The 24,185-nt window shown below is 72.1% G+C and carries 24 protein-coding genes and 1 pseudogene; 15 read left to right on the plus strand and 10 right to left on the minus strand.

The genetic code is table 11. The features are described from left to right. The coding region (locus ACFQW6_RS20120; RefSeq protein WP_378549755.1) for a hypothetical protein at positions 1-1,158 on the minus strand (1,158 nt) is incomplete at its 3' end. A gap of 571 nt (positions 1,159-1,729) precedes the next feature. On the opposite strand from ACFQW6_RS20120, the gene ACFQW6_RS20125 reads away from it, so the two are divergent. Genes ACFQW6_RS20125 through hemB form a run of 5 tightly spaced genes read left to right on the plus strand, consistent with a single transcriptional unit; the run spans position 1,730 to position 7,328 of the window. Then, the gene (locus ACFQW6_RS20125; RefSeq protein WP_378549758.1) at positions 1,730-2,404 is read left to right on the plus strand and encodes a redox-sensing transcriptional repressor Rex; all 675 of its coding nucleotides are present in this window, start codon (positions 1,730-1,732) and stop codon (positions 2,402-2,404) included. Further along, entirely contained in the window at positions 2,401-3,687 is a 1,287-nt protein-coding gene (locus ACFQW6_RS20130) for a glutamyl-tRNA reductase (RefSeq protein ID WP_378549761.1), read from the plus strand. The genes ACFQW6_RS20125 and ACFQW6_RS20130 overlap by 4 nt, the downstream gene beginning before the upstream one ends. Continuing rightward, positions 3,684-4,640: a hydroxymethylbilane synthase gene (hemC, locus tag ACFQW6_RS20135; RefSeq protein ID WP_378549764.1), complete on the plus strand. Its 957-nt coding sequence runs from the start codon at positions 3,684-3,686 to the stop codon at positions 4,638-4,640. Before ACFQW6_RS20130 ends, hemC begins: the two co-directional genes overlap by 4 nt. Continuing rightward, entirely contained in the window at positions 4,637-6,289 is a 1,653-nt protein-coding gene (locus tag ACFQW6_RS20140; RefSeq protein WP_378549767.1) for a uroporphyrinogen-III synthase, read from the plus strand. The genes hemC and ACFQW6_RS20140 overlap by 4 nt, the downstream gene beginning before the upstream one ends. Before the next feature lie 43 nt (positions 6,290-6,332). Further along, entirely contained in the window at positions 6,333-7,328 is a 996-nt protein-coding gene (gene hemB / locus ACFQW6_RS20145; protein ID WP_378549770.1) for a porphobilinogen synthase, read from the plus strand. Positions 7,329-7,345: 17 nt separating this feature from the next. On the opposite strand, the gene ACFQW6_RS20150 is transcribed toward hemB, so the two are convergent. After that, complete coding sequence (locus tag ACFQW6_RS20150) at positions 7,346-8,584, minus strand: lytic murein transglycosylase (RefSeq protein WP_378549773.1); 1,239 nt, start codon at positions 8,582-8,584, stop codon at positions 7,346-7,348. A 194-nt stretch (positions 8,585-8,778) separates the two neighbouring features. On the opposite strand from ACFQW6_RS20150, the gene hemL reads away from it, so the two are divergent. Genes hemL through ccsB form a run of 6 tightly spaced genes read left to right on the plus strand, consistent with a single transcriptional unit; the run spans position 8,779 to position 14,795 of the window. Continuing rightward, positions 8,779-10,107, plus strand: coding sequence for a glutamate-1-semialdehyde 2,1-aminomutase (gene hemL, locus ACFQW6_RS20155; RefSeq protein WP_378549776.1), 1,329 nt, complete (start codon positions 8,779-8,781; stop codon positions 10,105-10,107). A gap of 1 nt (position 10,108) precedes the next feature. Next, positions 10,109-10,786, plus strand: coding sequence for a histidine phosphatase family protein (locus tag ACFQW6_RS20160; protein ID WP_378549778.1), 678 nt, complete (start codon positions 10,109-10,111; stop codon positions 10,784-10,786). Between the two features lie 29 nt (positions 10,787-10,815). Further along, positions 10,816-11,355: a TlpA family protein disulfide reductase gene (locus tag ACFQW6_RS20165; protein WP_378549781.1), complete on the plus strand. Its 540-nt coding sequence runs from the start codon at positions 10,816-10,818 to the stop codon at positions 11,353-11,355. Further along, complete coding sequence (locus tag ACFQW6_RS20170; protein ID WP_378549784.1) at positions 11,348-12,097, plus strand: cytochrome c biogenesis CcdA family protein; 750 nt, start codon at positions 11,348-11,350, stop codon at positions 12,095-12,097. The genes ACFQW6_RS20165 and ACFQW6_RS20170 overlap by 8 nt, the downstream gene beginning before the upstream one ends. Further along, on the plus strand, positions 12,094-13,755 hold the full coding sequence (locus ACFQW6_RS20175) for a cytochrome c biogenesis protein ResB (protein ID WP_378549787.1): 1,662 nt from the start codon (positions 12,094-12,096) through the stop codon (positions 13,753-13,755). Before ACFQW6_RS20170 ends, ACFQW6_RS20175 begins: the two co-directional genes overlap by 4 nt. Then, a complete protein-coding gene (gene ccsB, locus ACFQW6_RS20180) occupies positions 13,752-14,795 on the plus strand; it encodes a c-type cytochrome biogenesis protein CcsB (RefSeq protein ID WP_378549790.1) in 1,044 nt (347 codons plus the stop codon). Before ACFQW6_RS20175 ends, ccsB begins: the two co-directional genes overlap by 4 nt. On the opposite strand, the gene ACFQW6_RS20185 is transcribed toward ccsB, so the two are convergent. Beyond that, positions 14,712-14,888, minus strand: a complete 177-nt coding sequence (locus tag ACFQW6_RS20185; RefSeq protein WP_378549793.1) for a hypothetical protein — start codon at positions 14,886-14,888, stop codon at positions 14,712-14,714. The two genes, ccsB and ACFQW6_RS20185, sit on opposite strands and share 84 nt — an antisense overlap. Before the next feature lie 36 nt (positions 14,889-14,924). On the opposite strand from ACFQW6_RS20185, the gene ACFQW6_RS20190 reads away from it, so the two are divergent. Further along, positions 14,925-15,188: a DUF4229 domain-containing protein gene (locus ACFQW6_RS20190; RefSeq protein WP_378549796.1), complete on the plus strand. Its 264-nt coding sequence runs from the start codon at positions 14,925-14,927 to the stop codon at positions 15,186-15,188. A 75-nt stretch (positions 15,189-15,263) separates the two neighbouring features. Beyond that, positions 15,264-16,300 (plus strand): annotated as a pseudogene (locus tag ACFQW6_RS20195) (DNA glycosylase AlkZ-like family protein). Here the strand turns inward: ACFQW6_RS20195 and ACFQW6_RS20200 are convergent. From ACFQW6_RS20200 to ACFQW6_RS20210, 3 genes are all read right to left on the minus strand, one after another. Beyond that, positions 16,287-17,540 (minus strand): GNAT family N-acetyltransferase, encoded by a 1,254-nt coding sequence (locus ACFQW6_RS20200; RefSeq protein ID WP_378549799.1) that lies wholly within the window; start codon positions 17,538-17,540, stop codon positions 16,287-16,289. The pseudogene ACFQW6_RS20195 and the gene ACFQW6_RS20200 overlap by 14 nt on opposite strands. Before the next feature lie 70 nt (positions 17,541-17,610). Then, the gene (locus ACFQW6_RS20205; RefSeq protein WP_378549802.1) at positions 17,611-18,486 is read right to left on the minus strand and encodes a 1,4-dihydroxy-2-naphthoate polyprenyltransferase; all 876 of its coding nucleotides are present in this window, start codon (positions 18,484-18,486) and stop codon (positions 17,611-17,613) included. Between the two features lie 12 nt (positions 18,487-18,498). Beyond that, on the minus strand, positions 18,499-19,851 hold the full coding sequence (locus ACFQW6_RS20210; RefSeq protein WP_378549805.1) for an MFS transporter: 1,353 nt from the start codon (positions 19,849-19,851) through the stop codon (positions 18,499-18,501). Positions 19,852-20,197: 346 nt separating this feature from the next. Here ACFQW6_RS20210 and ACFQW6_RS20215 point away from each other — a divergent pair, with 346 nt between their 5' ends. Both ACFQW6_RS20215 and ACFQW6_RS20220 read left to right on the plus strand, forming a co-directional pair. Next, positions 20,198-20,869, plus strand: coding sequence for a hypothetical protein (locus ACFQW6_RS20215; protein WP_378549808.1), 672 nt, complete (start codon positions 20,198-20,200; stop codon positions 20,867-20,869). Positions 20,870-20,968: 99 nt separating this feature from the next. After that, positions 20,969-21,445 (plus strand): hypothetical protein, encoded by a 477-nt coding sequence (locus tag ACFQW6_RS20220; RefSeq protein ID WP_378549811.1) that lies wholly within the window; start codon positions 20,969-20,971, stop codon positions 21,443-21,445. A 3-nt stretch (positions 21,446-21,448) separates the two neighbouring features. On the opposite strand, the gene ACFQW6_RS20225 is transcribed toward ACFQW6_RS20220, so the two are convergent. The 4 genes from ACFQW6_RS20225 to ACFQW6_RS20240 form a co-directional block, all read right to left on the minus strand. Further along, positions 21,449-22,192, minus strand: a complete 744-nt coding sequence (locus ACFQW6_RS20225) for a hypothetical protein (protein WP_378549813.1) — start codon at positions 22,190-22,192, stop codon at positions 21,449-21,451. Between the two features lie 112 nt (positions 22,193-22,304). Then, a complete protein-coding gene (locus tag ACFQW6_RS20230; RefSeq protein ID WP_378549816.1) occupies positions 22,305-22,484 on the minus strand; it encodes a hypothetical protein in 180 nt (59 codons plus the stop codon). A gap of 59 nt (positions 22,485-22,543) precedes the next feature. Then, the gene (locus tag ACFQW6_RS20235) at positions 22,544-22,831 is read right to left on the minus strand and encodes a DUF1330 domain-containing protein (RefSeq protein WP_378549819.1); all 288 of its coding nucleotides are present in this window, start codon (positions 22,829-22,831) and stop codon (positions 22,544-22,546) included. Positions 22,832-22,883: 52 nt separating this feature from the next. Further along, a complete protein-coding gene (locus ACFQW6_RS20240; protein WP_378549822.1) occupies positions 22,884-24,152 on the minus strand; it encodes an MFS transporter in 1,269 nt (422 codons plus the stop codon). Between the last annotated feature and the right edge of the window lie 33 nt (positions 24,153-24,185).

The following is a 24,185-nucleotide window of genomic DNA, read 5'->3' on the forward strand; positions in this document are numbered from 1 at the left end:
GATACTGTCCCAGACCACGAACACATCCGGTGTTGCGTGACTACCTAGATTCCGCCTGCGATCCCTGAGGATCACTTGCTCGCGGATCCGGTCGGGCACCTCGTACGCCGGGGTCGACAGGTCGGCGTTGAGGTCGATCACCGGCTTCACGGTGACCTTGGTGCGGGAGTCGGAGCACCAGTCCTTGACCTGGTCGAGGAGGAGCAGGCGCTGGCCTTCCTCCATCCGTCCGGTCGGACTGAACACGGTGGCAAGTCCGTCGAGGGACGCGTCGAAGTGGGCGTGGAGCACGACCTCGCGGGCGGCGGGCAAGCCGTCCGCGTCGCGGACGCCGGTGGCGCCCTGGGTGTGGAGGTCGAGCGCTGTCTGGCTGCGAGCGAGGTCGCCGAGAGCAGCGGAACGGCGCGCGTCGAGGGGCGCATTCGAGCCGAGTGCCTTCAGGGTGGCGGCACCGTGGACCAGGGCGCGGTCGAGGTCGAGGGCGTCGGCGATGTACAGCTCGGCCTCGAAGCGCATCGTGCCGGCGTAGTGCACGTCGTCGTCGTGGAGGGTGGCGTGGCGCGGGTCGACGTGGAGGTAGCCGTCCTCCGGATCCGCGGCCGGATCACATCCGGCGAGGTCGTAGCGCTTGATGGTCTCGGCGACGAGTCGGTCCAGCTGCGCCGCACCGATCCGACCGGCGACCGCGGCGACCTGCGCGTCGACGAACGCCGCGGCCTCGACCGTCAGCGCCGGGGTCGAGTGGATGGTGACCTCGGCGACCGCGCGCGCTCGCCACGCCGGCACACGGCCGGCCTGGACGTGTGCCCACAGGCGTGGGAGGCGGTGGCGGAGCTCGAGGGCGTGGCCGACGAGCTTCTTCGCCGCGGTCGTCGAGATGCCGAGGACGGTGCCGAGCTCGGCGAGGCAGAACTCCGCGACCAGCGGCGCCCCCTCGCCCGCAATGGGCTCCTCGTGCTCACAGCCAGGGACCCCGAACGCAGCCGCATCATGGATCGACTCCGGCGGGTGCAGGTCGGCCCACCGGGCTGCGCTGACGAGAAGCTGTGCGGCAGCGCGGTCCTCGGCCGCCTTCTGAGCCTTAGCGAGCGAGAGCAGGTCGCTAGCGGTGAGGTCGTCGACCTCGCCTGCTCCCAGTCCTGCGAGCGTCTCGATCATGTGTTCGATTCTATCGGCGGCCACCGACATCGAGCATCGAGTCCGCATGGCTGTGGACGGTTGCCGGCCACCCTTTCTCAGAGTGGTTTCGTGACGGGACTTCGTCCCTCCTCAACCAGCGCGTGGCGGGTTTCGTGACGGGACTTCGTCCCTCCTCAACCAGCGCGTGGCGGGTTTCGTGACGGGACTTCGTCCCTCCTCAACCTGCGGCCGCCGAGCGCTGACTTCTACTTTGCTCGTACATGGCGCGAGCGAACTTCGAGTCAGAGCCGAGGCTCGATTCATCTCCGTCGACGCGGGTGGGTCTCGTGACGGGACTCCGTCCCTCCTCGACCAGCGACGAGGGCAAGCCACCATCCCTCCCCGGACCACCGAGCGGACCTGTCGCGACCGGCGGCGCGGACCGGCTCCATTAGGCGTTCGGCACCCTTCGCGCAAGTCGGGAGACCCCCGCTTCGGGTGGGTCTTCTCACATGTGCTAGCCGCCCGTTCCGTCGTTTTGTTCTCCCGTTCACAAACTCCTACAGTGGCGAAGTCACGCGAGATTCGCGGACTGGAAAGAAGCAGCGCTGTGACCGCACGGACCCCCGACTCAGCCCGGGACATTCCCGAGGCGACCGTCGCCAGGCTTCCCGTGTACCTCCGTGCCCTGACGGGCCTCGCGGAGGACGGCACTACGACCTGCTCCAGCGAGGAGCTCGCCGCGTCGGCCGGCGTCAACAGCGCCAAGCTCCGCAAGGACCTGTCCTACCTCGGCAGCTACGGCACCCGCGGCGTGGGCTACGACGTGGAGTACCTCCGCTACCAGATCGCCCGCGAGATCGGCGTGACGCAGGACTGGCCGGTCGTCATCGTCGGGATTGGGAACCTCGGTCACGCGCTCGCCAACTACTCCGGCTTCCGCAGCCGCGGGTTCCGGGTCGTCGCGCTCCTCGACGCCGACCCCGACCGCCACGACGAGGTGGTTGCCGGGCTCGACGTCCGCTCCTTCGAGGACCTCGAGTCGATCGTCGCCGGGGACGCCGTGTCCATCGGCGTGATCGCGACGCCGGCCGTGGCCGCTCAGTCCGTCGCCGACCGCATGGTCGCCGCCGGCATCACCAGCATCCTCAACTTCGCCCCGACCGTCCTGACGGTGCCAGCGGGCGTCGACGTACGGAAGGTGGACCTCTCCATCGAGCTGCAGATCCTCGCCTACCACGAGCAGCGCAAGTCGATCGCTCCCGGATCGGAGGTCGTGTCGTGAGCGTCCTCGTCGTCGGCATCTCCCACAAGTCCGCTCCCGTCGAGCTGCTCGAGAAGCTCGCGCTCGACGGTGACGGCGCCACCAAGCTCATCCAGGACGTGATGGGTGGTGAGCACGTCTCCGAGGCGACCGCGATCGTGACCTGCAACCGCCTCGAGGTCTACGCCGAGGTCGACCGCTTCCACGGCAGCGTGGAGGACCTGTCCGGTCTCCTCGTCGCGCGCGCCGAGGAGACCACCGAGGCGCTGCTGCCCCACCTCTACGTCCACTACGACGAGGGCGCCGTCTCCCACCTCTTCCAGGTGGCCGCCGGCCTCGACTCGATGGTGGTGGGCGAGGGCCAGATCCTCGGCCAGACGCGCGAGGCGCTCCGCGTCGGCCAGGAGCACGGCACCGTCGGCCCGGCCCTCAACACCCTCTTCCAGCAGGCTCTCCGCGTCGGCAAGCGGGCGCACGCCGAGACCGACATCGACCGCGCTGCCCCGTCGCTGGTCACCGCCGCCCTCGAGCGCAGCGCGGTGCCCGTCGCCGGCGCGAAGGCGGTCGTGATCGGTGCCGGTGCGATGGCCTCCCTCGCGGTCGCCCACCTGTCGCGCAGCGGGGCCGCCAGCATCTCGGTGCTCAACCGCTCCGCCGCCCGCGCCGAGCGGCTCGCCGAGGAGTACGCCGCCACCTCGTTGCCGCTCGAGTCGCTCACCGACGAGCTCGCCACGGCCGACATCGTCATCTCCTGCACCGGCGCGCCCGAGCCGCTGGTCCGCCTCGCCGACGTGGTCACCGCGCGCGGCAGCAGCGACCGGCCGCTGACGGTCATCGACCTGGCGCTGCCGCACGACGTCGACCCGTCGCTGGCCGGCCTGCCGGGCGTCGAGCTGATCAACCTCGCCGGCCTCGCCGACGAGCTGCGCGGCCTCGAGGCCACCGCCGGCGTCGACGACGTACGCACCATCGTCGGCCAGGAGATCAGCGCGTTCCTCGCCGTACGACGCCAGGCGAGCGTGACGCCGACCGTCGTCGCCCTGCGCTCGATGGCCACCGCGGTGGTCGACGCCGAGATGGAGCGACTGTCCGCGCGCCTGCCGGGCCTCGACGACGCCACGCGTGCCGAGGTCCTCCACACCGTGCGCCGGGTCGCCGACAAGCTCCTCCACGAGCCGACCGTCCGGGTCAAGGAGCTGGCCGACGCCGAGCCCGCCGTGTCCTACACCGCCGCGCTGGCCGAGCTCTTCCGGCTCGACCCCGACGCGGTCGACGCCATCTCGCGAGCGGAGGGGCAGCCATGAGCACGACCGACTCCCGCCCGCTCCGCCTCGGCACCCGCGCCTCGGCCCTCGCCACCACCCAGTCCGGGCTCGTGGCCGGGCTGGTCGAGGCGCACCTCGGCCGTGAGGTCGAGCTCGTCGAGGTCTCGACCGAGGGCGACCGCAGCGCCGCCCCGCTCGCCCAGCTGGGCGGCACCGGGGTCTTCGTCAGCGCCCTGCGCGACGCGCTTCTCGACGGCCACGTCGACTTCGCCGTCCACTCCCTCAAGGACCTGCCCACCACGCCCGCCGACGGCATCGCGCTGGCCGCGGTGCCGGTGCGCGAGGACCCGCGCGACGTGGTCGTGGCCCGCGACGGCCTGACGCTGGGCGGGCTGCCCGTGGGCAGCCGGCTCGGCACCGGCTCACCGCGCCGCGTCAGCCAGCTCGCGGCCCTCGGCCTCGGCCTGGAGCTCCAGGGCATCCGCGGCAACGTCGACACTCGCATCGGCAAGGTCCGCAGCGGCGAGGTCGACGCGATCGTCCTCGCCCGGGCGGGGCTCGCCCGCCTCGGCCGCCTCGACGAGGTGACCGAGGTCCTCGACCCCCTCCAGATGCTGCCGGCGCCCGGCCAGGGCGCCCTCGCCATCGAGTGCCGCTCCGACGACACCGACCTGGTGGCGGCGCTGGCCCGGCTCGACGACCCCGCCACCCGCGCCGCGGTCACGGCCGAGCGCGCGGTCCTGTCCACCCTCGAGGCCGGCTGCTCGGCCCCGTTGGGTGCCCTGGCCGAGGTCGTCGAGGGGGAGGACGGCGAGGAGCTGTGGCTGCGAGCCGTGGTCCTCTCCGAGGACGGAGGCCTGTCCGTGCGGATGAGCACCACCGGCCCCGTCGCCGAGGCCGCACAGATCGGTACACGCCTCGCGAGCGACATGCTCGACGAGGGAGCAGCAGACCTGATGGAAGCACCACCAGTGAGGAATCAGCACGCATGACGCGAGTACAGACCCCGCAGGCCAGCACCGCGCCCACCCCCGCCCAGGGCTGGGTGTCGTTCGTCGGCAGTGGACCCGGTGACCCGGGCCTGCTGACGGTGCGAGCCGTGGAGCTCCTCCAGGGTGCCGAGGTGATCGTGACCGAGGCTCCCGAGCACGTCGAGCTGGTCCGCCAGGTCCTCGGCCTCGTCGAGGGCCCCGACGGCCTCGAGGGCGGCCCGGAGATCGTCGACGGCGGCTTCGGCGAGGACGGCCAGCCCCTGACCCACGCGGCCCGCGCCAAGGTCGTCGTACGCCACGGCAAGAAGCAGCGTGTCGTCCGGCTGATGACCGGCGACCCGTTCCTCTACGCCTCGGGACCCGAGGAGGCGCAGGCCTGCGTCAAGGCCGGCGTCGGCTTCGACGTCGTCCCCGGCGTCTCGTCCGTCAGCGCGGTCCCGGCCTACGCCGGCATCCCGCTGACCACCAAGCGCCACAAGGAGATGGCCGTCGTCACCTGCGGCGAGAAGGTCGACTGGAGCGTCTACGCGGACGACCGCACGCTGGTCCTGCTCTCCGGCGTCGGCAGCATCGGCGAGACCGCCGCAGCGCTCGTCGAGGCCGGCCGCTCGCCCGCGACGCCGGTCGCGATGACCCGGGTCGGGACCACGACCGAGCAGCAGACGCTCGTCTCCACGCTGGCCGACATCGCGGCCGACGCCCGCGCCGCGCGCATCGCGCCGCCGGCGATCACCGTCATCGGTGACGTCGTCGACCTGCGCCAGACGCTGTCGTGGTTCGAGACCAAGCCGCTGTTCGGCTGGCGTGCGCTGGTGCCCCGCACCAAGGAGCAGGCCGGCTCGCTGTCACGTCGCCTGCGCGCGTACGGCGCCGTGCCCGAGGAGGTGCCGACCATCTCGGTCGAGCCGCCGCGCAACCCGCTCCAGATGGACAAGGCCGTCCGCGGCCTCGTCGAGGGCCGCTACGAGTGGATCGCCTTCACCTCGGTCAACGCGGTCAAGGCCGTGCGCGAGAAGTTCGAGGAGTACGGCCTCGACGCACGCGCGTTCTCCGGCCTGAAGATCGCCGCGGTGGGCGACAAGACCGCCCAGGCGATCGCCGACTGGGGCCTGCGTGCGGATCTCGTCCCGTCCGGCGAGCAGTCCGCCGCCGGCCTGCTCGAGGAGTGGCCGCCCTACGACGAGGTGCTCGACCCGATCAACCGGGTCTTCCTGCCCCGCGCCGACATCGCGACGGAGAACCTCGTCGCCGGCCTGGTCGACCTCGGCTGGGAGTGCGACGACGTCACCGCCTACCGCACCGTGCGGGCCACGCCGCCGCCGGCGCCGGTCCGCGACGCCATCAAGACCGGCAAGTTCGACGCGGTCGTCTTCACGTCGTCCTCGACGGTCCGCAACCTCGTCGGCATCGCCGGCAAGCCGCACCCGTCGACGATCATCGCGGTGATCGGCCCGCAGACGGCCAAGACCGCCGAGGAGCACGGCCTGCGGGTCGACGTCCTGGCCCCGACGCCCGACGTCGAGGTCCTCGTCGACGCCCTCGCCGACTTCGGCGCGGCACGCCGCCTCTCGATGCTCGAGGCCGGCGAGCCGGTCACGCGCCCGAGCGAGCGCACCGCGTCGGGTCGCCGCAAGGCCCGCGCCAAGTAGCCCGCAGCCGCTGCTGCACCCGCCGCTGGGGAAGGATGGAGAAGTGACCGAGGAGACGCACGTCCAGGGCCCGACCATCCGACCCCGGCGGCTGCGGCGCACCCCCGCGCTGCGCCGCATGGTCGCCGAGACCCACGTGGTGCCGAGCTCGCTGGTCCTGCCGGTGTTCGTCCGCGAGGGCCTCGCCGACCCGCACCCGATCTCCTCGATGCCGGGTGTCGTCCAGCACTCCCGTGACTCGCTCAAGCGGGCGGTCGCCGAGGCGGCCGAGCTCGGCCTCGGCGGGGTGATGCTCTTCGGCATCCCCGAGCACAAGGACGCCACGGGCTCCGGCGCGCTCGACCCGGCCGGCGTGCTCAACCTCGCCATCACCGACGTCGTCGCCGAGGTGGGCGACCAGCTCACGGTGATGTCGGACCTGTGCCTCGACGAGTTCACCGACCACGGCCACTGCGGGCTGCTCACGCCCGACGGCGAGGTCGACAACGACCAGACGCTGGCGGCGTACGCCGAGATGGCCCTCGCGCAGGCCGCGGCCGGCGTCGACATGGTCGGACCCAGCGGGATGATGGACGGCCAGGTCGCCGTGGTCCGCAAGGCGCTCGATGCCGCCGGGCACAGCCACGTGTCCGTGCTGGCCTACTCCGCGAAGTACGCCTCCGCCTTCTTCGGCCCCTTCCGCGAGGCCGTCGACTCCTCGCTCGTCGGTGACCGCCGCACCTACCAGCAGGACCCCGCCAACGCCCTCGAGGGCGTCCGGGAGGTGCTCCTCGACGTCGCCGAGGGCGCCGACCTCGTCATGGTGAAGCCGGCCCTGCCCTACCTCGACGTCGTACGCCGCGTGCGCGACGCGGTCGACGTCCCGGTCGCCGCCTACAACGTCTCCGGCGAGTACGCCATGCTCGAGGCCGCTGCGGCCAACGGCTGGATCGACCGCGAGGCCGCCATCATGGAGACCCTGACCTCGATCCGCCGTGCCGGCGCCGACGTCATCCTGACCTACTGGGCCTCCGAGGCCGCCCGCCTGCTCCGCGCCTGATCCCCGTCAGGGGTTCATCACGGGTTCATCAGGTTGGCGATGCAGGCGTTGAGCGCCGGCAGGTCGAGCGCGGAGATCCCGCTGGCCAGGCACTGAGCCTGGGCCTCGGCCCAGGTCAGGGTGGCGGTGATGGTGTTGCTCGGGAGCGGCGGCAACGGGGTGAGCGTCGGCAGCGGGGTCGTCGGGTCGACGGTGGGCACGACCGTCGGGTCCTTGGTCGGGTCCTTGGTGGGGTCCTGGGTCGCCGACTGGGTCGGGTCCTGGGTGGGGGTGGGGCTCTGCGTCTGCGTCGGGCTCTGGGTCGGGGTCTGCGTGGGGCTCGGGTCCTTGGTGGGGGAGGAGTCGTCGTCGTTGTCCCCGTCGTCGCCGTTCCCGCCGTTCCCGCCGTTCCCGCCGTTGCCGCCCTTGCCGCCGCCGTTGCCGCCCTGGCCGCCGTTGCCGCCGGTCGACGCGGTGGGGTCGGGGACGATCACACCGGAGGTGAGGGTCGAGGTCGGCACGGCGCTGAAGTCGCCGTCCAGGTAGGCCTGCATGATCTCGAGCACCAGGTCGACGTAGGCGTTGGAGTGGTTGTAGCGGTAGACCGAGGCCCGCTGGCCCTTCTCGGACGACAGGTCGTCCTCGCCGGAGCAGAGGTAGACGGCCGTCGCGAGGGCCGCGTCGTCGATGTCCTGCGGGTCGCGGGTCCCGTCGTTGTCGCCGTCGACCCCGACGACCGACCACGTCGAGGGGATGAACTGCATCGGCCCCACGGCCCGGTCGAAGCGGGTGTCGTCGTCGTACTGCCCGGCATCGGTGTCGAGGATCCGCTGCGTGTCGTGCTTGCCGTTGAGCGCGATGCCGAAGATGCCGGGGCGGGCGACGCCGCGGTCGTCGAGTGCGTTGCCCCCGAAGCGGCCGTGGTCGGACTCGACCCGGCCGATCGCGGCGACCAGCTCCCACGGCAGGTTGCAGCCCTTGTCGGCCTCGTTGATCACGGCCTCGGCGCGCTGGTAGGCCGACAGGGCGGCCTGCGGGATGTCGCTGGCGGTGCCGGGGGTGAGCGCGGCGGCCCGGGTCACCGCGTCGCCCACGCTGGCCGGAGCCTCGATCGCGGCGGTCGGCAGGACGGTGCCGTCGGGGAGGGTCTGCGAGCCGTCGGGGTCGGCGCTCGCCGCGTCGACGCCCACGCCTGCGAGGTTGGCGGTCCACGCGGCGGACAGCACCGCCAGCGGGATGATGGCGATCGCTCGGTGCAGTCGGGTGGAACTCGACATGTCGTGCGCACTCCCCTTGGTCGTCCCGTGGTCGGACTGGAGTCCTCGTACCCCCTCCGGGCACGTCCACACCTCGTCAACGACGATTCGTCACCTCAAGTTACGCGCGCGTCGGCTGTGCGCCAACCCACAACCGGGGGACCTGTGCGCGCACCGACTGGGGATCCCTTGCACTCCTGCGTGACAATGACCCGGTGACCTCCGCGACCATCCACTCGACGACCGCGGCCAGCGAGGCCTGGTTCGAGCGTGCCCGGGCCGTGACGCCCGGGGGCGTGAACTCGCCCGTGCGGGCCTTCACCGCGGTCGGCGGTACGCCGCGCTTCATCACCTCGGCCTCGGGGGCCTGGCTCACCGACGCCGACGGCAACGACTACGTCGACCTGATCTGCTCGTGGGGTCCGATGCTGCTCGGCCACGCGCACCCCGACGTGCAGGCGGCCGTGGCCGGCGCGGTGGCCCGCGGCACGTCCTACGGCACCCCGACGGAGCCCGAGGTCGAGCTGGCCGAGGAGATCGTGCGCCGCACGCCGGTGGAGCGGGTCCGCTTCGTCTCCTCCGGCACCGAGGCCACCATGTCGGCGATCCGGCTGGCGCGCGGCGCGACCGGCCGTGACCTCGTCGTGAAGTTCGCCGGCTGCTACCACGGCCACGTCGACCCGCTGCTCGCCGAGGCCGGCTCGGGCGTCGCGACGCTGGCGGTGCCCGGCACCAGCGGCGTGCCCGCGACCGCCGCGGCCGAGACGCTCGTCCTGCCCTACAACGACCGCGCCGCCGTGGCGGCCGCCTTCGAGGCCCACGGGCCGCGCATCGCGTGCCTGATCACCGAGGCCTCGCCGGGCAACATGGGCGTCGTGCCGCCGGCGCCCGGCTTCAACGCCTTCCTGGCCGAGACCTGCCGCGCCCACGGCGCGCTGTTCATCAGCGACGAGGTGATGACCGGCTTCCGCGCGACCGAGCAGGGCGGGTGGGGCCTCGACGGTGCGGTCGAGGGCTGGACGCCCGACCTGATGACCTTCGGCAAGGTGATGGGCGGCGGGTTCCCGGCGGCGGCCTTCGGCGGTCGAGCCGACCTCATGGCCCACCTCGCGCCCGAGGGACCCGTCTACCAGGCCGGCACGCTCTCGGGGAACCCCGTCGCCACGACGGCGGGGCTCGCCACCCTCCGCCTCGCGACGCCCGAGGTCTACACGCAGCTCGACGCCACGGCGCACACCATCCGCGCCGCCGCCGCCGAGCACCTCCGGGCCGCAGGCGTCCCGCACGTCGTCCAGACCGCCGGCACCATGTTCTCGGTGTTCTTCCGCGACGGGGCGGTGCGCGACTTCGCCCAGGCGAGCCAGCAGGACATTGGGGCCTACGCCGCGTTCTTCCACTCGATGCTCGACCAGGGCGTCTACCTGCCCCCGTCGGCGTACGAGGCGTGGTTCGTCTCCTCGGCGCACGACGACCGCGCCATCTCCACCATCATCGACGCACTGCCGGCCGCCGCGTCAGCGGCCGCTGCGGCGGGAGGTTACTGACATGGGAGTCCAGACCGTCGTCCACCTGCTCCGGCACGGTGAGGTCCACAACCCCGGCGGCGTCCTCTACGGCCGGATGGACGGGTTCCACCTGTCCGACCTCGGCCACCAGATGGCGCAGCGGATCGCGGCGACGATCGGCGACCGCGACATCGTCCACCTCCGTACGTCGCCGCTCGAGCGCGCGCAGGAGACCCTCGCGCCGCTGGCGGCCCGGCTCGCGATCACGCCGCAGGTCGACCCGCGGGTGATCGAGTCGGGCAACAAGTTCCAGGGCGTCAACTTCGGCGGCGGGGCGAAGACGTTCCTCAAGCGCCCCGACCTGCTGCGCCACATGTACAACCCCTTCAAGCCGTCGTGGGGCGAGCCGTACGACGAGATCGCCGGCCGGATGATGGCGGCGGTCCACGACGCTCGCGAGTCCGCGGCCGGCCACGAGGCCGTCGTGGTGTCCCACCAGCTGCCGATCTGGACGACGCGGCTGTTCCTGGAGAAGCGCAGCTACCTCCACCACCCCAAGACCCGTCAGTGCACGCTCTGCTCGCTGACGAGCGTCGTCTTCGACGACGACCGCGTGACCCAGGTCCGCTACTCCGAGCCGGCCGGCGACCTCATCCCGGTGGCCGACCGCTCCGCCCCGTTCTCCGCCGGCGGTGCCCCGCGGGAGGACCGGCCCTGAAGCTCGCCCGCCTGCTCCTCGGCCCCTTCGTGGGCCTCGCCTGCCTGCTCGCGCTCGCGGGTTGCTCCGGCCTGTCCGGGACCGGCGACAAGGGCTACATCTCGGGGACCGGCGTCCCGACGGAGGTGGCGCCGGCCGACCGCGGCGAGCCCGTCGACCTCACCGGCACCGACCTCGAGGGCGGCGACGTCGACCTCGCCGACCTGCGCGGCGAGCCGGTGGTCGTCAACGTGTGGGCGTCGTGGTGCCCGCCGTGCATCAAGGAACAGCCCGACCTCAACGCGGCGGCCGCCGCGCTCGGCGGCGACGTGCAGTTCCTCGGCCTCAACATCCGTGACGCCTCCCAGGACGACGCAGCGGCGTACGTCCGCGACCTCGAGGTGACCTACTCCTCGATCTACTCCGCTGACGGCTCGGCGCTCCTGCCGTTCGCCGGCACGCTGACGCCGCGGTCCATCCCGAGCACGGTCGTCCTCGACGCCGAGGGCCGCGTCGCGGCGTCGGTCAACGGCCGGATCCCGACCACGCAGACGCTGGTCTCGCTCGTCGAGGCGGTCCGCGATGAGTGACTGGTTCCAGGAGACGGCGCTGTCCGGGTCGATGGTGCTGGCACTCCCGGTGGCCCTCGCCGCCGGCCTGATCTCGTTCTTCAGCCCCTGCGTGATCCCGCTGCTGCCGGGCTACCTGTCCTACGCGACCGGCATCTCCGGGGGAGACCTCGACCAGGCGCGCCGCGGCCGGATGGTGCTCGGCGCGACGCTCTTCGTGCTCGGCTTCTCGGTCGTCTTCGTGCTGCTCGGCAGCCTCACCGGAGCGGCCGGGGCGTGGCTGTTCACCCACACGCGCCAGCTCAACGTCGTCCTCGGCGTGATCACGATCCTGCTCGGCATCGCGTTCCTCGGCGCGTTCGGCTTCCTGCAGCGCGACTGGCGCATCCACCGGGTGCCCGCCGTCGGGCTCGCGGCGGCGCCGCTGCTCGGCTTCCTCTTCGGTGTCGGCTGGACGCCCTGCGTCGGGCCCACCCTGGCGGCCATCAACGTGCTGTCGGTCAACGAGGCGACGGCCGGTCGAGGCGCGCTGCTCTCGGCGGTCTTCGCGCTCGGCCTCGGGCTGCCGTTCATCGCCGCGGCCTTCGCCTACCGACGCATGCTGGGCGCCTTCGGCGTGGTGCGCCGCCACCAGCTGCTCGTCGTACGCCTCGGCGGCGTGATGATGATCCTGGTCGGCGTCCTGCTCGTCACCGGCTGGTGGGACCGCATCGTGCAGTGGCTCCAGCTGCAGGTGGTCCAGGGATTCACGGTGCCGGTGTGACCGACCTCCAGCAGCGGCCGTCCGACGATCGCCAGGCCACCGCGCTGCCCTACGACCTCACGGCCCGCGAGCTGGCCCGGTGGACGTGGCGCCAGGTGACGTCGATGCGGACGGCGCTGGTGCTGCTCCTGCTGCTCGCGCTCGCGTCGATCCCGGGCTCGGTGATCCCGCAGGACAACATCGACTCCCTCGCCGTCAGCCAGTGGCGCGACAACCACCCGCGGCTCGCGCCGGTCTGGGACCGGCTCGACCTGTTCAACGTCTACGGCTCGGTGTGGTTCGCCGCGATCTACATCCTCCTGATGATCTCGCTGGTCGGGTGCATCATCCCGCGGCTCTTCGTCTACGCCCGCGCCCTGCGCGCCAAGCCCCCGAAGGCACCCCGCCACCTCTCGCGCCTGCCGGAGAGCACGTCGTACACGACCGACGAGGACCCCGACGTCGTCCTGGCCCGAGCCGCGCGCGTGGTGAAGGGGCGGCGCTTCCGCGTCCACTACGTCGAGGGCCGCTCCGACGCGGTCGCCGCCGAGCGCGGCCACCTGCGCGAGGCCGGGAACCTGGTCTTCCACGTCGCCGTGATCGTCGTGCTGGTCGGCGTGGCCGCGGGCAGCCTGTTCGGCTACAAGGGCGGCGTCATCCTGCTCAACGGTGACGACTACGGCTTCTCCAACAACCTGACGCAGTACGACGACTTCGCCCCCGGCGCGCTCTTCGACCCCGACGTGATGGAGCCGTTCTCCTTCAGCATCACCGACTTCGACGTCGACTGGCTCACCGAGGGCAAGCGGGCCGGCATGGCCCGCGAGTTCGTCGCCTCCCTCGACTACGAGACCGAGCCCGGCGGGGACACCGAGACGTACGACCTCAAGGTCAACCACCCGCTCACCATCGGTGGCACCGACGTCTTCCTCATCGGCCACGGCTACGCGCCCGTCATCACGATCCGCGACGGCGAGGGCGAGGTCACCAAGAGCGGCCCGGTGGTGTTCCTGCCGACCAACGCGCAGACCTTCGAGTCGTTCGGCGTCGTCAAGGCGCCGTTCGCCCGACCGGAGCAGATCGGCCTCGAGGGCGCCTTCTACCCGACCTTCGCGATGGGTGAGGACGCCGACGGCAACCTCACCATGCCGGCGTCGGTCTGGGGCGACGCCCTCGACCCGCTCATCTCGATGAGCCTGTGGACCGGCGACCTCGGCCTCCAGGACGGATCGGCCTCCTCGGTCTACGTGCTCGACAAGGCCAATGCCACCCAGGTCATGAAGGCCGACGGCCAGCCGTTCCGGATGGACCTGCGCCCCGGCGAGAGCGCCACCCTGCCCGACGGCCTCGGGTCGGTGACGTTCGAGGGGCTGCAGCGCTGGAACAAGATCCAGATCAGCCGCACGCCGGGCAAGCTCGTCGCCCTGACCGGCGTCGTGCTCGCCCTGCTGGGCCTGCTGGGCTCGCTGTTCGTGCGGCCCCGGCGGCTGTGGGTCCGCGCGCGCCGGCAGGACGACGGCACCACGCTGGTCGAGCTCGGCCGGCTGGACCGATCCTCGGGCGGCGACCCGGAGGACGGCGAGGCCGAGCTCGCCGCAATCGTGGCCGAGCTGCAGGACCCGACCCGCACCAAGACGACCAGCACCAGGACGACCAGCACCAGGGAGGACGAGTCGTGACGGACCTACAGTGGGAGGTGTTCAGCTACCGGGGCGTCATCGCCGCCGCGGTGCTCTACTTCCTCGCGATGCTGGCCTACTTCTTCGAGCTCGCGAGCCTGCGAACGGCGACGAAGGAGGGCGAGCTCGTCCCCGTCGGCGCGAGTCCCGGGAGCGCGAGCAGCGCCCATGTCGACCCCGTCGGTGGGAGCCGACCCACCGAGGTGGCCGGCCGTCTCGGGCTCGTGCTGACCGCGTTCGCGGTCCTCGTGCACTTCGTGGCCCTCGTCGCGCGCGGTCTCGCCGCCGACCCCAACCGGGTCCCGTGGGGCAACATGTACGAGTTCACGATCGCGGGCACCTTCGTGGTCGCGCTGATCTTCGTGCTCGCCACGCTGCGCATCGACATCGAGTGGCTCGGGCCGCTCGTCACCACGTTCGTCGTGGCGGCGCTGATGGCGGCGTTCCTCGGCCTCGACGACGCGGTGCTGCCGCTGCCTGACGCGCTCAACTCGCCGTGGCTGGTGATCCACGTGGTGTCGGCGGTGATCTCCACCGGTGCCTTCACGATCGGCGCGCTCCTCTCGGGCCTCTACCTCGTCAAGTCGCGCTCGTCGGCGACCACCGGCTACCTCGCCCGCGTGCCCGAGCCCAAGGTGCTCGACCGGCTCTCCTACCGGATGCACGCCTTCGGCTTCCCGGTGTGGACCTTCGCCGTCCTCATCACCGGACCGATCTGGGCGCACCAGGCGTGGGGCGCCTACTGGAACTGGGACCCCAAGGAGGTGTGGGCCTTCATCACCTGGGTGGTCTACGCCGCCTACCTGCACGCCCGCGCGACCGCGGGCTGGCGCGGCCGCAACGCGGCGGTGCTGGCGCTGGTCGGTGCCGCGACGCTGTGGTTCAACTTCATCGGCATCAACTTCTTCAGCTCCAGCAGCCAGCACTCCTACGCCGAGGGAGCCGCGCCGGAGGTGTCAGTCGTCCTCGGGCTTGCGGGGCCGGTCGAGGCCGCGCAGGAAGTCGGGGTCGTCGTCGGGGCCGATCACCCGCGGGCGTGACGGTCCGCCTCCGTCGAGGCGACGCAGCGTCAGCCTGACGAGGAACCACACGACGACCGCGATCAGGGCGACGACGAGCAGGACCTTCAGCATTCCTCCAATGTAGTCGCCACGACCTAGGCTGGGGTCGTGAAGGAGTTCGTTGTCTACACCGCCATGAGGCTCGTGCTGTTCGTGGCGTCGTTCGGTGTCGTCGTGGGCCTGATGGCCCTCTTCTTCGACGGTCGCTACAACCTCTTCTGGGCCGTGATCCTGGCCTTCCTGATCTCCGGCATCGCGTCCTACTTCATCCTCGACCGGCAGCGCGAGGCCTTCGCGCGGCGCGTCGAGGCGCGCGCGTCCCGGGCGTCTGCGGCGTTCGAGGAGCGCAAGGCGCGCGAGGACCGGGACTGACGCGAGCCTGACGCGAGACTGGTCCGGGGTCCGATGCCGCTGCAGGTGACGCGGAGCCAGGCGCTCGCCTGGCGGATGCGCCGTCAGCACCTGCTCGCGGGCGCTGCCGACCCGACCGAGGTCGTCCGGACGCTGGCCGCGGTGTCCGTCTTCGGCTCCGACCCCGACCTGTCCGTACGCCGTCGGCTCGCGACGCCGGGGGAGCCGGGGGAGGTGCAGCGGGCCCTCGCCGACGGCCGACTCGTGCGGACGTTCTCGTTCCGCGGGTCCGTGCAGGTGATGGCGCCCGAGACCGCGGGCACCTATCTCGCGCTCCGGGCGGCGGGACGGCAGTGGGCGCTGAGGAGCTGGGTCGAGCACTACCGGCTCGCCCCCGACGACTGGCCGGACCTGCGGGCCGTCGTCCGCGAGGTCGTCGCGTCCGGCCCGGTGCCACCGGGGGCCGTCGCCGACGTGCTGGCGCGGCACCCGCGCTTCGCCCACCTGGCGAAGGAGTTCGCGGAGCCCAACCACACCTTCCTCAAGCCCTTCGCGTGGCAGGGTGACATCGTGCTCGGCCCCGACCTCGCCGGACCGCTGGAGCTGCAGAGCCCCACGCTGGCCACGGGGTGGGCCGGCGTGCCCTCGAGGAGGCGGGACCGCGCGCCGTCCTCGAGTACGTCGACGCCTACGGCCCGACCACGCCGGAGCACGTCGACCACTGGCTCGGCGGAGGGCTGAGCGCCGGCCGGAAGCGGCTGCAGCGGTGGTGGCGCGAGGTCGAGGGCGACCTCGTCGAGGTCGACGTCGAGGGCGAGGCGCGCTGGCACCTCGCGTCCCGGGTCGACGACCTCGGGACCACCCGGCCCGAGCGGACGGTGGTGCTGCTGCCGGGCAAGGACGACTGGGTGATGGGCCCGGGCACCCAGGACACCTGGGTCGTGCCGGCCGGGCTGCGCACCGCTATGACCCGCGGTGGCAACCCCGTGCTGGTCGACGGCGTCGTGGCCGGCACGTGGCGGGTCCGCGCCGACGTGCTCGAGGTCGACGTCCCGGTGTCGGCGGAGCTGTCGGGCGAGGCGACCCGTTTGGGGTCGCTCCTCGGCGCCGACCTCGACCTCAGAACCCGGTGAGGTTGTAGGCCGGCTCGCGCAGGTCCGCCATCGCGGCGAAGCGTCGTACGTCGTCGTCCGCGCCGTCGACCCGCCCGGCCCTGCGCAGCTGCGGCACCGGCACGTTGCCGAGGTAGAGCGAGCCGAGGGTCTCGGCCGCGACCCGGACGGTCGCCTCGTCGTCGGTCCGCGCGACCGCCGCGACGCCGTCCCTGGTGGTCACCGCGAACCGTCCGGCCGCGTGCCCCTGCGGGTCGTCGACCTCGAGCACGACCGTCCCGTCGGCCGCCCAGGGCCGGGCCTCGAGCGCTCGCGGGACATCGAGGACGCGCAGCCAGAGGAACTCCTCGAGCTCGGTGGTCTTCACGCGATTGAGGTCGCTCAGCGCCCACATCAGCGGGTCGTCGGGGTGGGCGATGTTGAAGGTCACGGTCTTCACCCGGTCCAGCGACGCCAGGAACGACCACAGCCCGAGCTGTGCCTGGGGCGTGAGGGCCGCCATCTCGTCGACCTTCACCGTGTCCTTCTCCTCGTGCTTGAAGATCGCGAAGCCGTCGACGCGTCCGTCGTCGAGGTGGAGCGCGGTGCGGATCTTGCGGTGGGAGCCGCTGCCGCTGAAGTCGAAGGCTCCGGTGTGCATGTCCTCGTACGGCGCCGGCCACGCGACCGACCCGCGCTGCCGGGCGTGGAAGGTGTCGAAGACCCCCTTCACGTGGGGCCAGGCGTCGGCCGGCTCGAGGAGCTCGACGCGGCCGGGGTCGGTGAACGACCGGAACGCGAAGCCGGTGGTCGTGTCGACGGCCACGCCGTGCCGGAACGTCGCCGGCCCGAAGCCCCACCGGCCGTAGATGGTGGCCTCTGACGCGGTCAGCGCCGCGATCGGGATCCCCTTCGCCACGGCGTCGTCGAGGTCGTCCTCGATCATCCGGCGCAGCAGGCCGCGACGCCGGTGGGCGGCGCTGGTCGTGACGTCGGTGATCATCCGCAGCGGCAGCAGCCCCCTGCCGGCGTTCAGCGTCTTGTCGAGGCTGGCGTACGTCGCGACCGGCATCGGCCCGGCGCCGAGCTCGCCCTCGGGCAGCCAGGCGCCGCGGACGATGACCTCGTCGGTGCGGTAGTGGCGGACCCACCGGTCGATGAGCTCGTCCTCGGGACGGGGGTCGCGGAACCCCCGCAGGACGGCGCCGATCCAGCCCCGGCGCCGGGCGACCGCCTCGTCGGACTCGTCGGAGAAGTCGAGGATGGCGAAGTCGTAGTCCACCCGGCCACGCTAGTGAGCGCGCGGCGTGCGGGCCACGCGTTTTTCGTTGGTCTAGGCGGACGAGGTCCCGTCACGGGACCAGGAACAGCGGCACCGCGACGAGGACGGACCAGATCAGCTCCGCGGCCCCCGTGGCGGCCAGGACGGGGATGAGGGCCGGGCCCGTGGCGCCGCCCAGGACGGCCCGGGTGGGCGGCAGCGCGCGCGCCAGGAAGCCCAGGCCGACGAGCGCCCACCACGTGGTCGCGGCGGCGACGGCGACCACGGCAGCGGCGGCCACGAGCACGAGGAAGCCGTAGACGGAGCGGGTGCGCTCGTCGCCGAGCCGCACCGCCAGCGTCCGCTTGCCCGAGACGGTGTCGGTGGGGATGTCACGCAGGTTGTTGGCGACGAGGATCGCGCAGGCGAGCGCTCCGACACCGACCCCGGCGTAGAGGGCCGGCCACTCCCATGTCTCGGTCTGGACGTACGTGGTGCCGATGACCGCCACCAGGCCGAAGAAGACGAAGACCATCACCTCGCCGAGACCGAGGTAGCCGTAGGGCTTCTCGCCGCCGGTGTAGAACCAGGCGGCGACCACGCACACCAGGCCGACCGCGACGAGCCACCACGCGGTGGTGGCGGCGAGGACCAGGCCGGCCGCGGCTGCCACGCCGAAGGCGGCGAAGGCAGCGGTCTTCACGGCGCGCGGCGACGCCGTCCCGGAGCCGACGAGCCGCATCGGGCCGACGCGGTCGGCGTCGGTGCCGCGGACGCCGTCGGAGTAGTCGTTGGCGTAGTTGACGCCGACCTGCAGGGCGAGGCTGACTGCCAGGGCGAGCAGGGCCTTCCACCACACCACCTCGTCGACGTACGCCGCCACTCCGGTGCCGGCGAGCACGGGCGCGACCGCGGCCGGGAGGGTGCGCGGTCGGGCGCCGGCGAGCCAGTCAGCGGAGGAGGTCACCGCCGGATTGTGTCAGGAGCCGAGCGGGCTCACGCCGCCAGGCTCCGCGGGCTGGTCGACCGTCGGCGGGCCCAGCGGCGCGGGCTCGGCCGCCTGCGCCGAGGACGTCGCGTCGGCCAGGATGTCGGCCGGCACGTGCTGCTCGAGGAAGCGGCGGGCGAGGCGTACGGAGGGGTGCAGGCCGACGGCTGCCGCGGTGACGAGCGCGGCGATGACCAGCCAGCCCAGTGAGCTCCAGTCCATCACGAGGAACGTGTAGAGGGCGGGCGCCCAGACCCGGCCCAGGGTGCCCATCAGCTCGGCGGCGCCCTGGTACTCGCCGCGGCGTCGCGGGTCCATCAGCTCGGCCTCGAAGGTCCAGCTGGCGGCCGACAGGAACAGCTCTGCGCCGGTGAGGGTGACGTGGCCCAGGAAGAACAGGACGACCGTCAGCACGCCGATCGTGTGGTGGGTCGACAACGTGATGACGCACGACACGATGAAGAAGACCGTCGAGATCCGGATGGCGCGCAGCCCGGTCGAGAGGTCACGGACCCCGCGCGCGGCGGCCAGCGGCAGGAGGATGCACATGACGGTGTTGGTGCCGAAGAGGAAGGCCAGCACCACCCACGGGGCATCGGTCTTCTGCACGAGCCACAGCGGGATGACGAGGTTGAGGATGACCTGGTTGGTCCACAGCGTGCCGTTGCAGAACGACGCGGCGAGCCAGCCGACGTTCTTCATCGGGCCGGGGCCCTCGACCTTGACCTTGCGCTCCTCGGTCGTCTTGAGGTCGTGGGAGGCGGGGGGCAGCCGGATGATGTTGACGGCGTTGAGAGCGAAGACGGCCGCGGTGAACCACGGCAGCGCCGAGATCACCGTCAACGACTCGGTGGCGAGCGCGACGCCGCCGGCGAGCGCGCCGAGGGTGAAGCCGACGTTGAGCGCGGAGTACATGTAGGCGCGCGACTCCACGCGCTCCGCCGCGGGGAGGACGTCGATCGTGTACGCCCCGTGGGCCGCGCCGCCCAGCGACCCGACCACCTCGAGCGCCACGGCCAGGGCGACGTAGCCGGCGAAGCTGTCGATGAACGGCCAGCTGCACACCAGCGCGGCCTGGCCGGCGGAGCTGATCGCCCAGCAGCGCTTGGGCCCGAACCGGTCGACCAGCTTGCCCATCGGGTACGCCGCGATGAACGCGGCGATGCCGGCGAGTGTCAGGCCGAGGCCGACCTGCGGCCCGGTGAGGCCGACCACCTCGGTGAAGAACACCGCCGACCCCGCCATGAACGTGCCCTCGCCGAGCGCGAAGAGCAGCGACTGCGTCGAGAGACGACCGGCGAGCCGAGAGGGTGGGGTGAGGTAAGCGATCAGCGCAGTGAACATCGCCGGCCATTCTCGCCCGCCGCACCGACAGTCGTCCTGCGAATTTCGGACGCGACCGTCGTGAGACCTGGCCGGCCGACGCGATCCCCGGATATCCGGGGATCGCGTCGACAACGTGGAAGGTCCGGGTCACCTGGTGACGCGGACCTTCCACGATGTGCCGTCCGAGCTGTCCGACGCGGCGACTCTCGCGTTGGTGGGTGACATGCTCGACCGGGTGCTGGTGTGGCAGCCGCGCCGGCTCGACCCGCGCCGCGACGAAGGTCGCAGTCACGCACTCGCCCCCGGTACATCGTTCGACATAACGTGTTCTCGACCGCAGCGTTGGAGGTACGGAGGGGGAGACATGCAACCCATCGTGCAGACACTCGAGGTCATGGCGGAGCTCGATCTCGAGGACGACAGCGAGCTCCTTCGCGTGCTGAGCGGCCACAGCGAGCAGATGCACGCGCTGGTCCCGGACGTCGTGGGGATGAGTGTCGGCACGCTCGAGCACGACCTCACCCTCACCTTCGCGGCCACCGACGCGGAGATCGCCGTCCTCGACCTCTCACCCCGCCTCCTCGATGCGCCGCACCACGCCCAGGACGGCGTCCTCGACGAGCACCGCTGGCAACGCCTGGCTCAGGACACCGCCGCAGCCGCCGTGTCCTCCACCCTCACCCTGCCCGTCCTCGCCGGAGGCGTCGTGGTCAACAGCGTCGACCTGTATGCCGGCTCGTGGGACGCCTTCACCGACCTGCACGAGGACATCGCGTTCGTGTTCGGCGCGTGGGCGCCGGGCGCGGTGATCAACGCGGACCTCCCGTTCCACACCCGTCAGGACGCGGAGCGGGGACCCGAGAAGCTGCGGGTGAGCATGCGGATCAGCATCGCCGTCGGTGTCATCGCCGCCGCCCGGGGCCTTCGCCCCGACGTTGCCCGGGACGTGCTGCGAGAGGAGGCCCGCCGAGCGGGCCTGACGGAGGCGGACCATGCAGCGCTGGTCATCCGACGCCAGACCCGGGGCGACGGATAGCCCGCCGAACGGGATGACAACCCCCCGGCCGCGGTGGACACTGGCAGCCATGCCGAGCCCCGGACGGGGTGCGGTCTCCGCGCTCGAAGGGATGATGGCGTGACGACGAAGAGCGACTTCTCCGAGGAGGAATGGGCCCGGATCGTGCGGGCGCCGTTCGTGGCCGGCCTGGCGATCTCGCTGGCCGACCCGGGCGGACCGATCGAGGCCGCGAAGGAGACGATGGCCGCGATGAAGTCGGCCACCAGCCCGCCGAGCCGCGAGGAGCTCCTGGCCGACGTGGCGCTCGACGTCCAGGCCATGGTCCAGGAACGCCGTCACCCGCTCAAGGGGTACAAGCCGACGGGCCCGGCGGTCGGGGACGAGGTGGTCGCCGAGCTCCGTGCGGTGATGGCGGTCGTGGCCGCCAAGGCGTCTGCCGAGGAGGCAGCGGCGTACGGCGCGTGGTTGCTGGCCAGCGCGCAGGCTGCGGCCGAGGCCGCCAAGGAGGGCGGCTTCATGGGGTTCCGAGCGGAGCAGGTCAGTGCCGGTGAGCAGGCGATGCTCGAGCGGGTACGCGAGGTCGTCGCCACCTGACGCTCAGTCGGCGGAGTCAGGGTCCGGGCACTCCACGTCCAGCGCCGGGTTGCGCGCTGCCGCGCGGTAGGCGTCCAGGTCCCGCATGCCGCGCCTCCACATCGACAGCCACATCTCGGTCGCCTTCTCGGGCGACAGCACGCCCATGCGGAGCATGTCCATGTGCTGCACGTGGGTGTCCCAGGTGTCGATCGACGTCCTGGCCGTCCGCGCGACTCCCAGCTCTGCCTCGACGAGGCGGGAGCACGAGCTCACGGCGGCCGGTGCGGGCCCCAGCAGCCCCGGTGCCGGGCAGTCGACGCCCGTGCGCTCCAGGGCGGACCAGGCCTTCTGGAAGCGATCGACATTTCGCTGCGCGCCGACCCGGGTCTGGTTCCAGAAGGTCGTCGCCTGCTGCAGGGTGATCTCGCCGACCACGAGCTGGTTCATGGCGTCGACGTGCACGTCCCACTGCTGCAGAGCGGGTCGCGCCGCCCCGAGGGGTGCCTCGAGCGCCGCCGCCGCCTCGGAGCAACGCGCCGCCCGGGTGTCGGCCGGCTGCTGCGGCGGTGCAGAGGCCTCATCGGCCGGTGGCTCTGGACCTGACTCGTCGGCCGTGCTGCTGCTCGCCTGCAGCGTGGCGTCGTCACCGTCGTCGTCCACGACGCTCGCCCAGAGGACCACGCCCAGCAGGCCCAGGACCGTGCCCACCAGGAAGGTGAGGGCGAGCAGCCTGGCCGGGGCCGCCGATCCCACGTTGACACCCATGGCATCTCCTCGGGAGAAGTGCTTCCAGCGCTTCTCTGGACCGTAGGTCGCGACCACGCGTCGGTCTCCACCCTGAGGTGGGTGAAACGACCGGCCGTGGGCACAGGATCGCCTACCGCGGACGGCCGTCCCCGTCGCCGGCCTCGTCCTGGTCCTCGTCCAGGGGACGGCCCTGCGCCATCCGCGCCGTGTCGCGCCTGATGCGCTCAGCCCGGCGCTTCTCGAACAGCAGGATGGCCAGGACGACCCCCACCATCACGACGACCGTGACGACGAGCCGGAAGGCGTCCATCCCTCCACCATGCCACGCAGTCGGCAGGGGAGCACGGGGTGGACGGCGTCGTAGGGCGGCTACGACCCGGGCACCACGCGCATGTCGCGATCGGCGCCGCCGTCGAGCGCGCGGAGCGCCTCCTGGTAGGCCTCGCTGTCGTGCGCGGCGACGGCCGCTTCGACCGACGGGAACTCGATCACGATCGTCCGGGTGGACTCGCCCTTCTCGAAGGTCACCTCCGGCACACCACGTGCCAGGAACCGGCCACCCGCCGCGGTCAGCGCCGGTCCCGCGAGCGCGGCGTAGGCCGCCACCTTGTCGGGGTCGTGGACGGCCTTGTAGGTGGTGATCCAGTACGAGGTCATGGCCGCGACCCTACGGCGTACGTCCGGGGCCGGTCCCGAGTCGGGGTGCCGGTCAGGTCGCCGAGCCGTGCCGCGCGAGGTAGCGCTCGGCGGCCCGGGCCGACGGGCCCATGGTGAGCGTCGAGACCACCACGATGGCCGCGATCGTGATCCAGCCGATCGACCCGTGCTCCATCGCCAGCCAGGTGTAGAGCGCGGGCGCCCACACCGAGCCGAGCGTGCCGCCGATGTGGGCGGCGCCCTGGTACTCCGCGCGCTGGTCGGCGTCGGTCAGGTCCGACATGAAGCCCCAGTGGCCGGCCGACTGGTAGAGCTCCGCTCCGGTCACCGTCACGTGCCCGAGCCAGACCAGCGCGATCGTGAGCCAGCCGATCGTGTCGTGGGTGACCAGCACGATGGCGCAGGACAGGACGAAGAATCCGGACGAGATGTACGACGCCCGCAGCGACCGCGCGACGGAGTCGACCCCACGCGCGGCGGCGACCTGCAGCAGCACCGCCATGACGGTGTTGGTGGCGAAGAGCCACGCGAGCAGCACGCGCGGGGCGTCGGTCTCCTCCACGAGCCACAGCGGGATCACGATGTTGAGCAGCACCTGGTTCGTGCCGAGCACGCCGTCGCCGGTCATCAGGGCGAGGAACGGCCGGTTCTTCAACGCACGCGGCTTGATCACCTCGTCGTCGGTGTGTCTCGGCGCCTTGGCGGGTGGGTCGGGCAGCCGGGTGATCCAGTACGTGTTGGCGAGCAGGATGGCGCCGGTGAGCAATGGCACGGCGCGCACGACGGCGTCACTGTTCGTGGCCAGCGCGAGGCCGCCGATGAGCGCGCCGACCGTGAACCCGATGTTGAGCGCGGCCCGCATGAAGGCCTGCGACTGGACACGCTCCTCGCGGGTGAAGATGTCGATCGTGTAGGCGCCGCGCCCGCTCCAGCCGGCCTGGCTGACCACCTCGAGCACGACCATCATCGCCAGGAAGGCGGGGAAGCCGTGGATCAGCGGCCACACGAGGTAGAGCAGGGCGGTGAGCCCGGCGCCGATCGCCCACATGCGCTTCGTGCCGACGCGGTCGGCGAGCTTGCCCGCCGGCACCGCGAAGAAGAACGACACGACGCCCGCGACGGTGAGGCCGATGCCGACCTGGGCGGCCGAGAGGCCCACGATCTGCGTGAAGAAGACCGCGGAGCCGGTGATGAAGGTGCCCTCGCCGATGGCGAAGAGGATCGACTGGACCGACAGTGACCGCGCGAGCGGCGACGGCGGCAGCTGGCGCTGCCACCACGACTGCGTCCCCGGCTCGCGCCGCGTCTCGGTGCCGTCCATCGTGCACATGGTGGCAGAGCCACTAGCGTTCGT

Origin of the sequence: Nocardioides sp. GCM10028917 (assembly GCF_042666175.1) — a bacterium.
Classification (GTDB): Bacteria; Actinomycetota; Actinomycetes; order Propionibacteriales; family Nocardioidaceae; genus Nocardioides.

Bases quoted from the DNA above. Each gene is read 5' to 3' on its own strand.
- hemC (WP_378549764.1), top strand. From the start codon at position 3,684: ATGAGCACGACCGACTCCCGCCCGCTCCGCCTCGGCACCCGCGCCTCG.
- ACFQW6_RS20140 (WP_378549767.1), top strand. From the start codon at position 4,637: ATGACGCGAGTACAGACCCCGCAGGCCAGCACCGCGCCCACCCCCGCC.
- ACFQW6_RS20150 (WP_378549773.1), bottom strand. From the start codon at position 8,584: ATGTCGAGTTCCACCCGACTGCACCGAGCGATCGCCATCATCCCGCTG.
- ACFQW6_RS20160 (WP_378549778.1), top strand. From the start codon at position 10,109: ATGGGAGTCCAGACCGTCGTCCACCTGCTCCGGCACGGTGAGGTCCAC.
- ACFQW6_RS20170 (WP_378549784.1), top strand. From the start codon at position 11,348: ATGAGTGACTGGTTCCAGGAGACGGCGCTGTCCGGGTCGATGGTGCTG.
- ACFQW6_RS20185 (WP_378549793.1), bottom strand. From the start codon at position 14,888: ATGCTGAAGGTCCTGCTCGTCGTCGCCCTGATCGCGGTCGTCGTGTGG.
- ACFQW6_RS20210 (WP_378549805.1), bottom strand. From the start codon at position 19,851: ATGTTCACTGCGCTGATCGCTTACCTCACCCCACCCTCTCGGCTCGCC.
- ACFQW6_RS20215 (WP_378549808.1), top strand. From the start codon at position 20,198: ATGCAACCCATCGTGCAGACACTCGAGGTCATGGCGGAGCTCGATCTC.
- ACFQW6_RS20225 (WP_378549813.1), bottom strand. From the start codon at position 22,192: ATGGGTGTCAACGTGGGATCGGCGGCCCCGGCCAGGCTGCTCGCCCTC.
- ACFQW6_RS20230 (WP_378549816.1), bottom strand. From the start codon at position 22,484: ATGGACGCCTTCCGGCTCGTCGTCACGGTCGTCGTGATGGTGGGGGTC.
- ACFQW6_RS20235 (WP_378549819.1), bottom strand. From the start codon at position 22,831: ATGACCTCGTACTGGATCACCACCTACAAGGCCGTCCACGACCCCGAC.
- ACFQW6_RS20240 (WP_378549822.1), bottom strand. From the start codon at position 24,152: ATGGACGGCACCGAGACGCGGCGCGAGCCGGGGACGCAGTCGTGGTGG.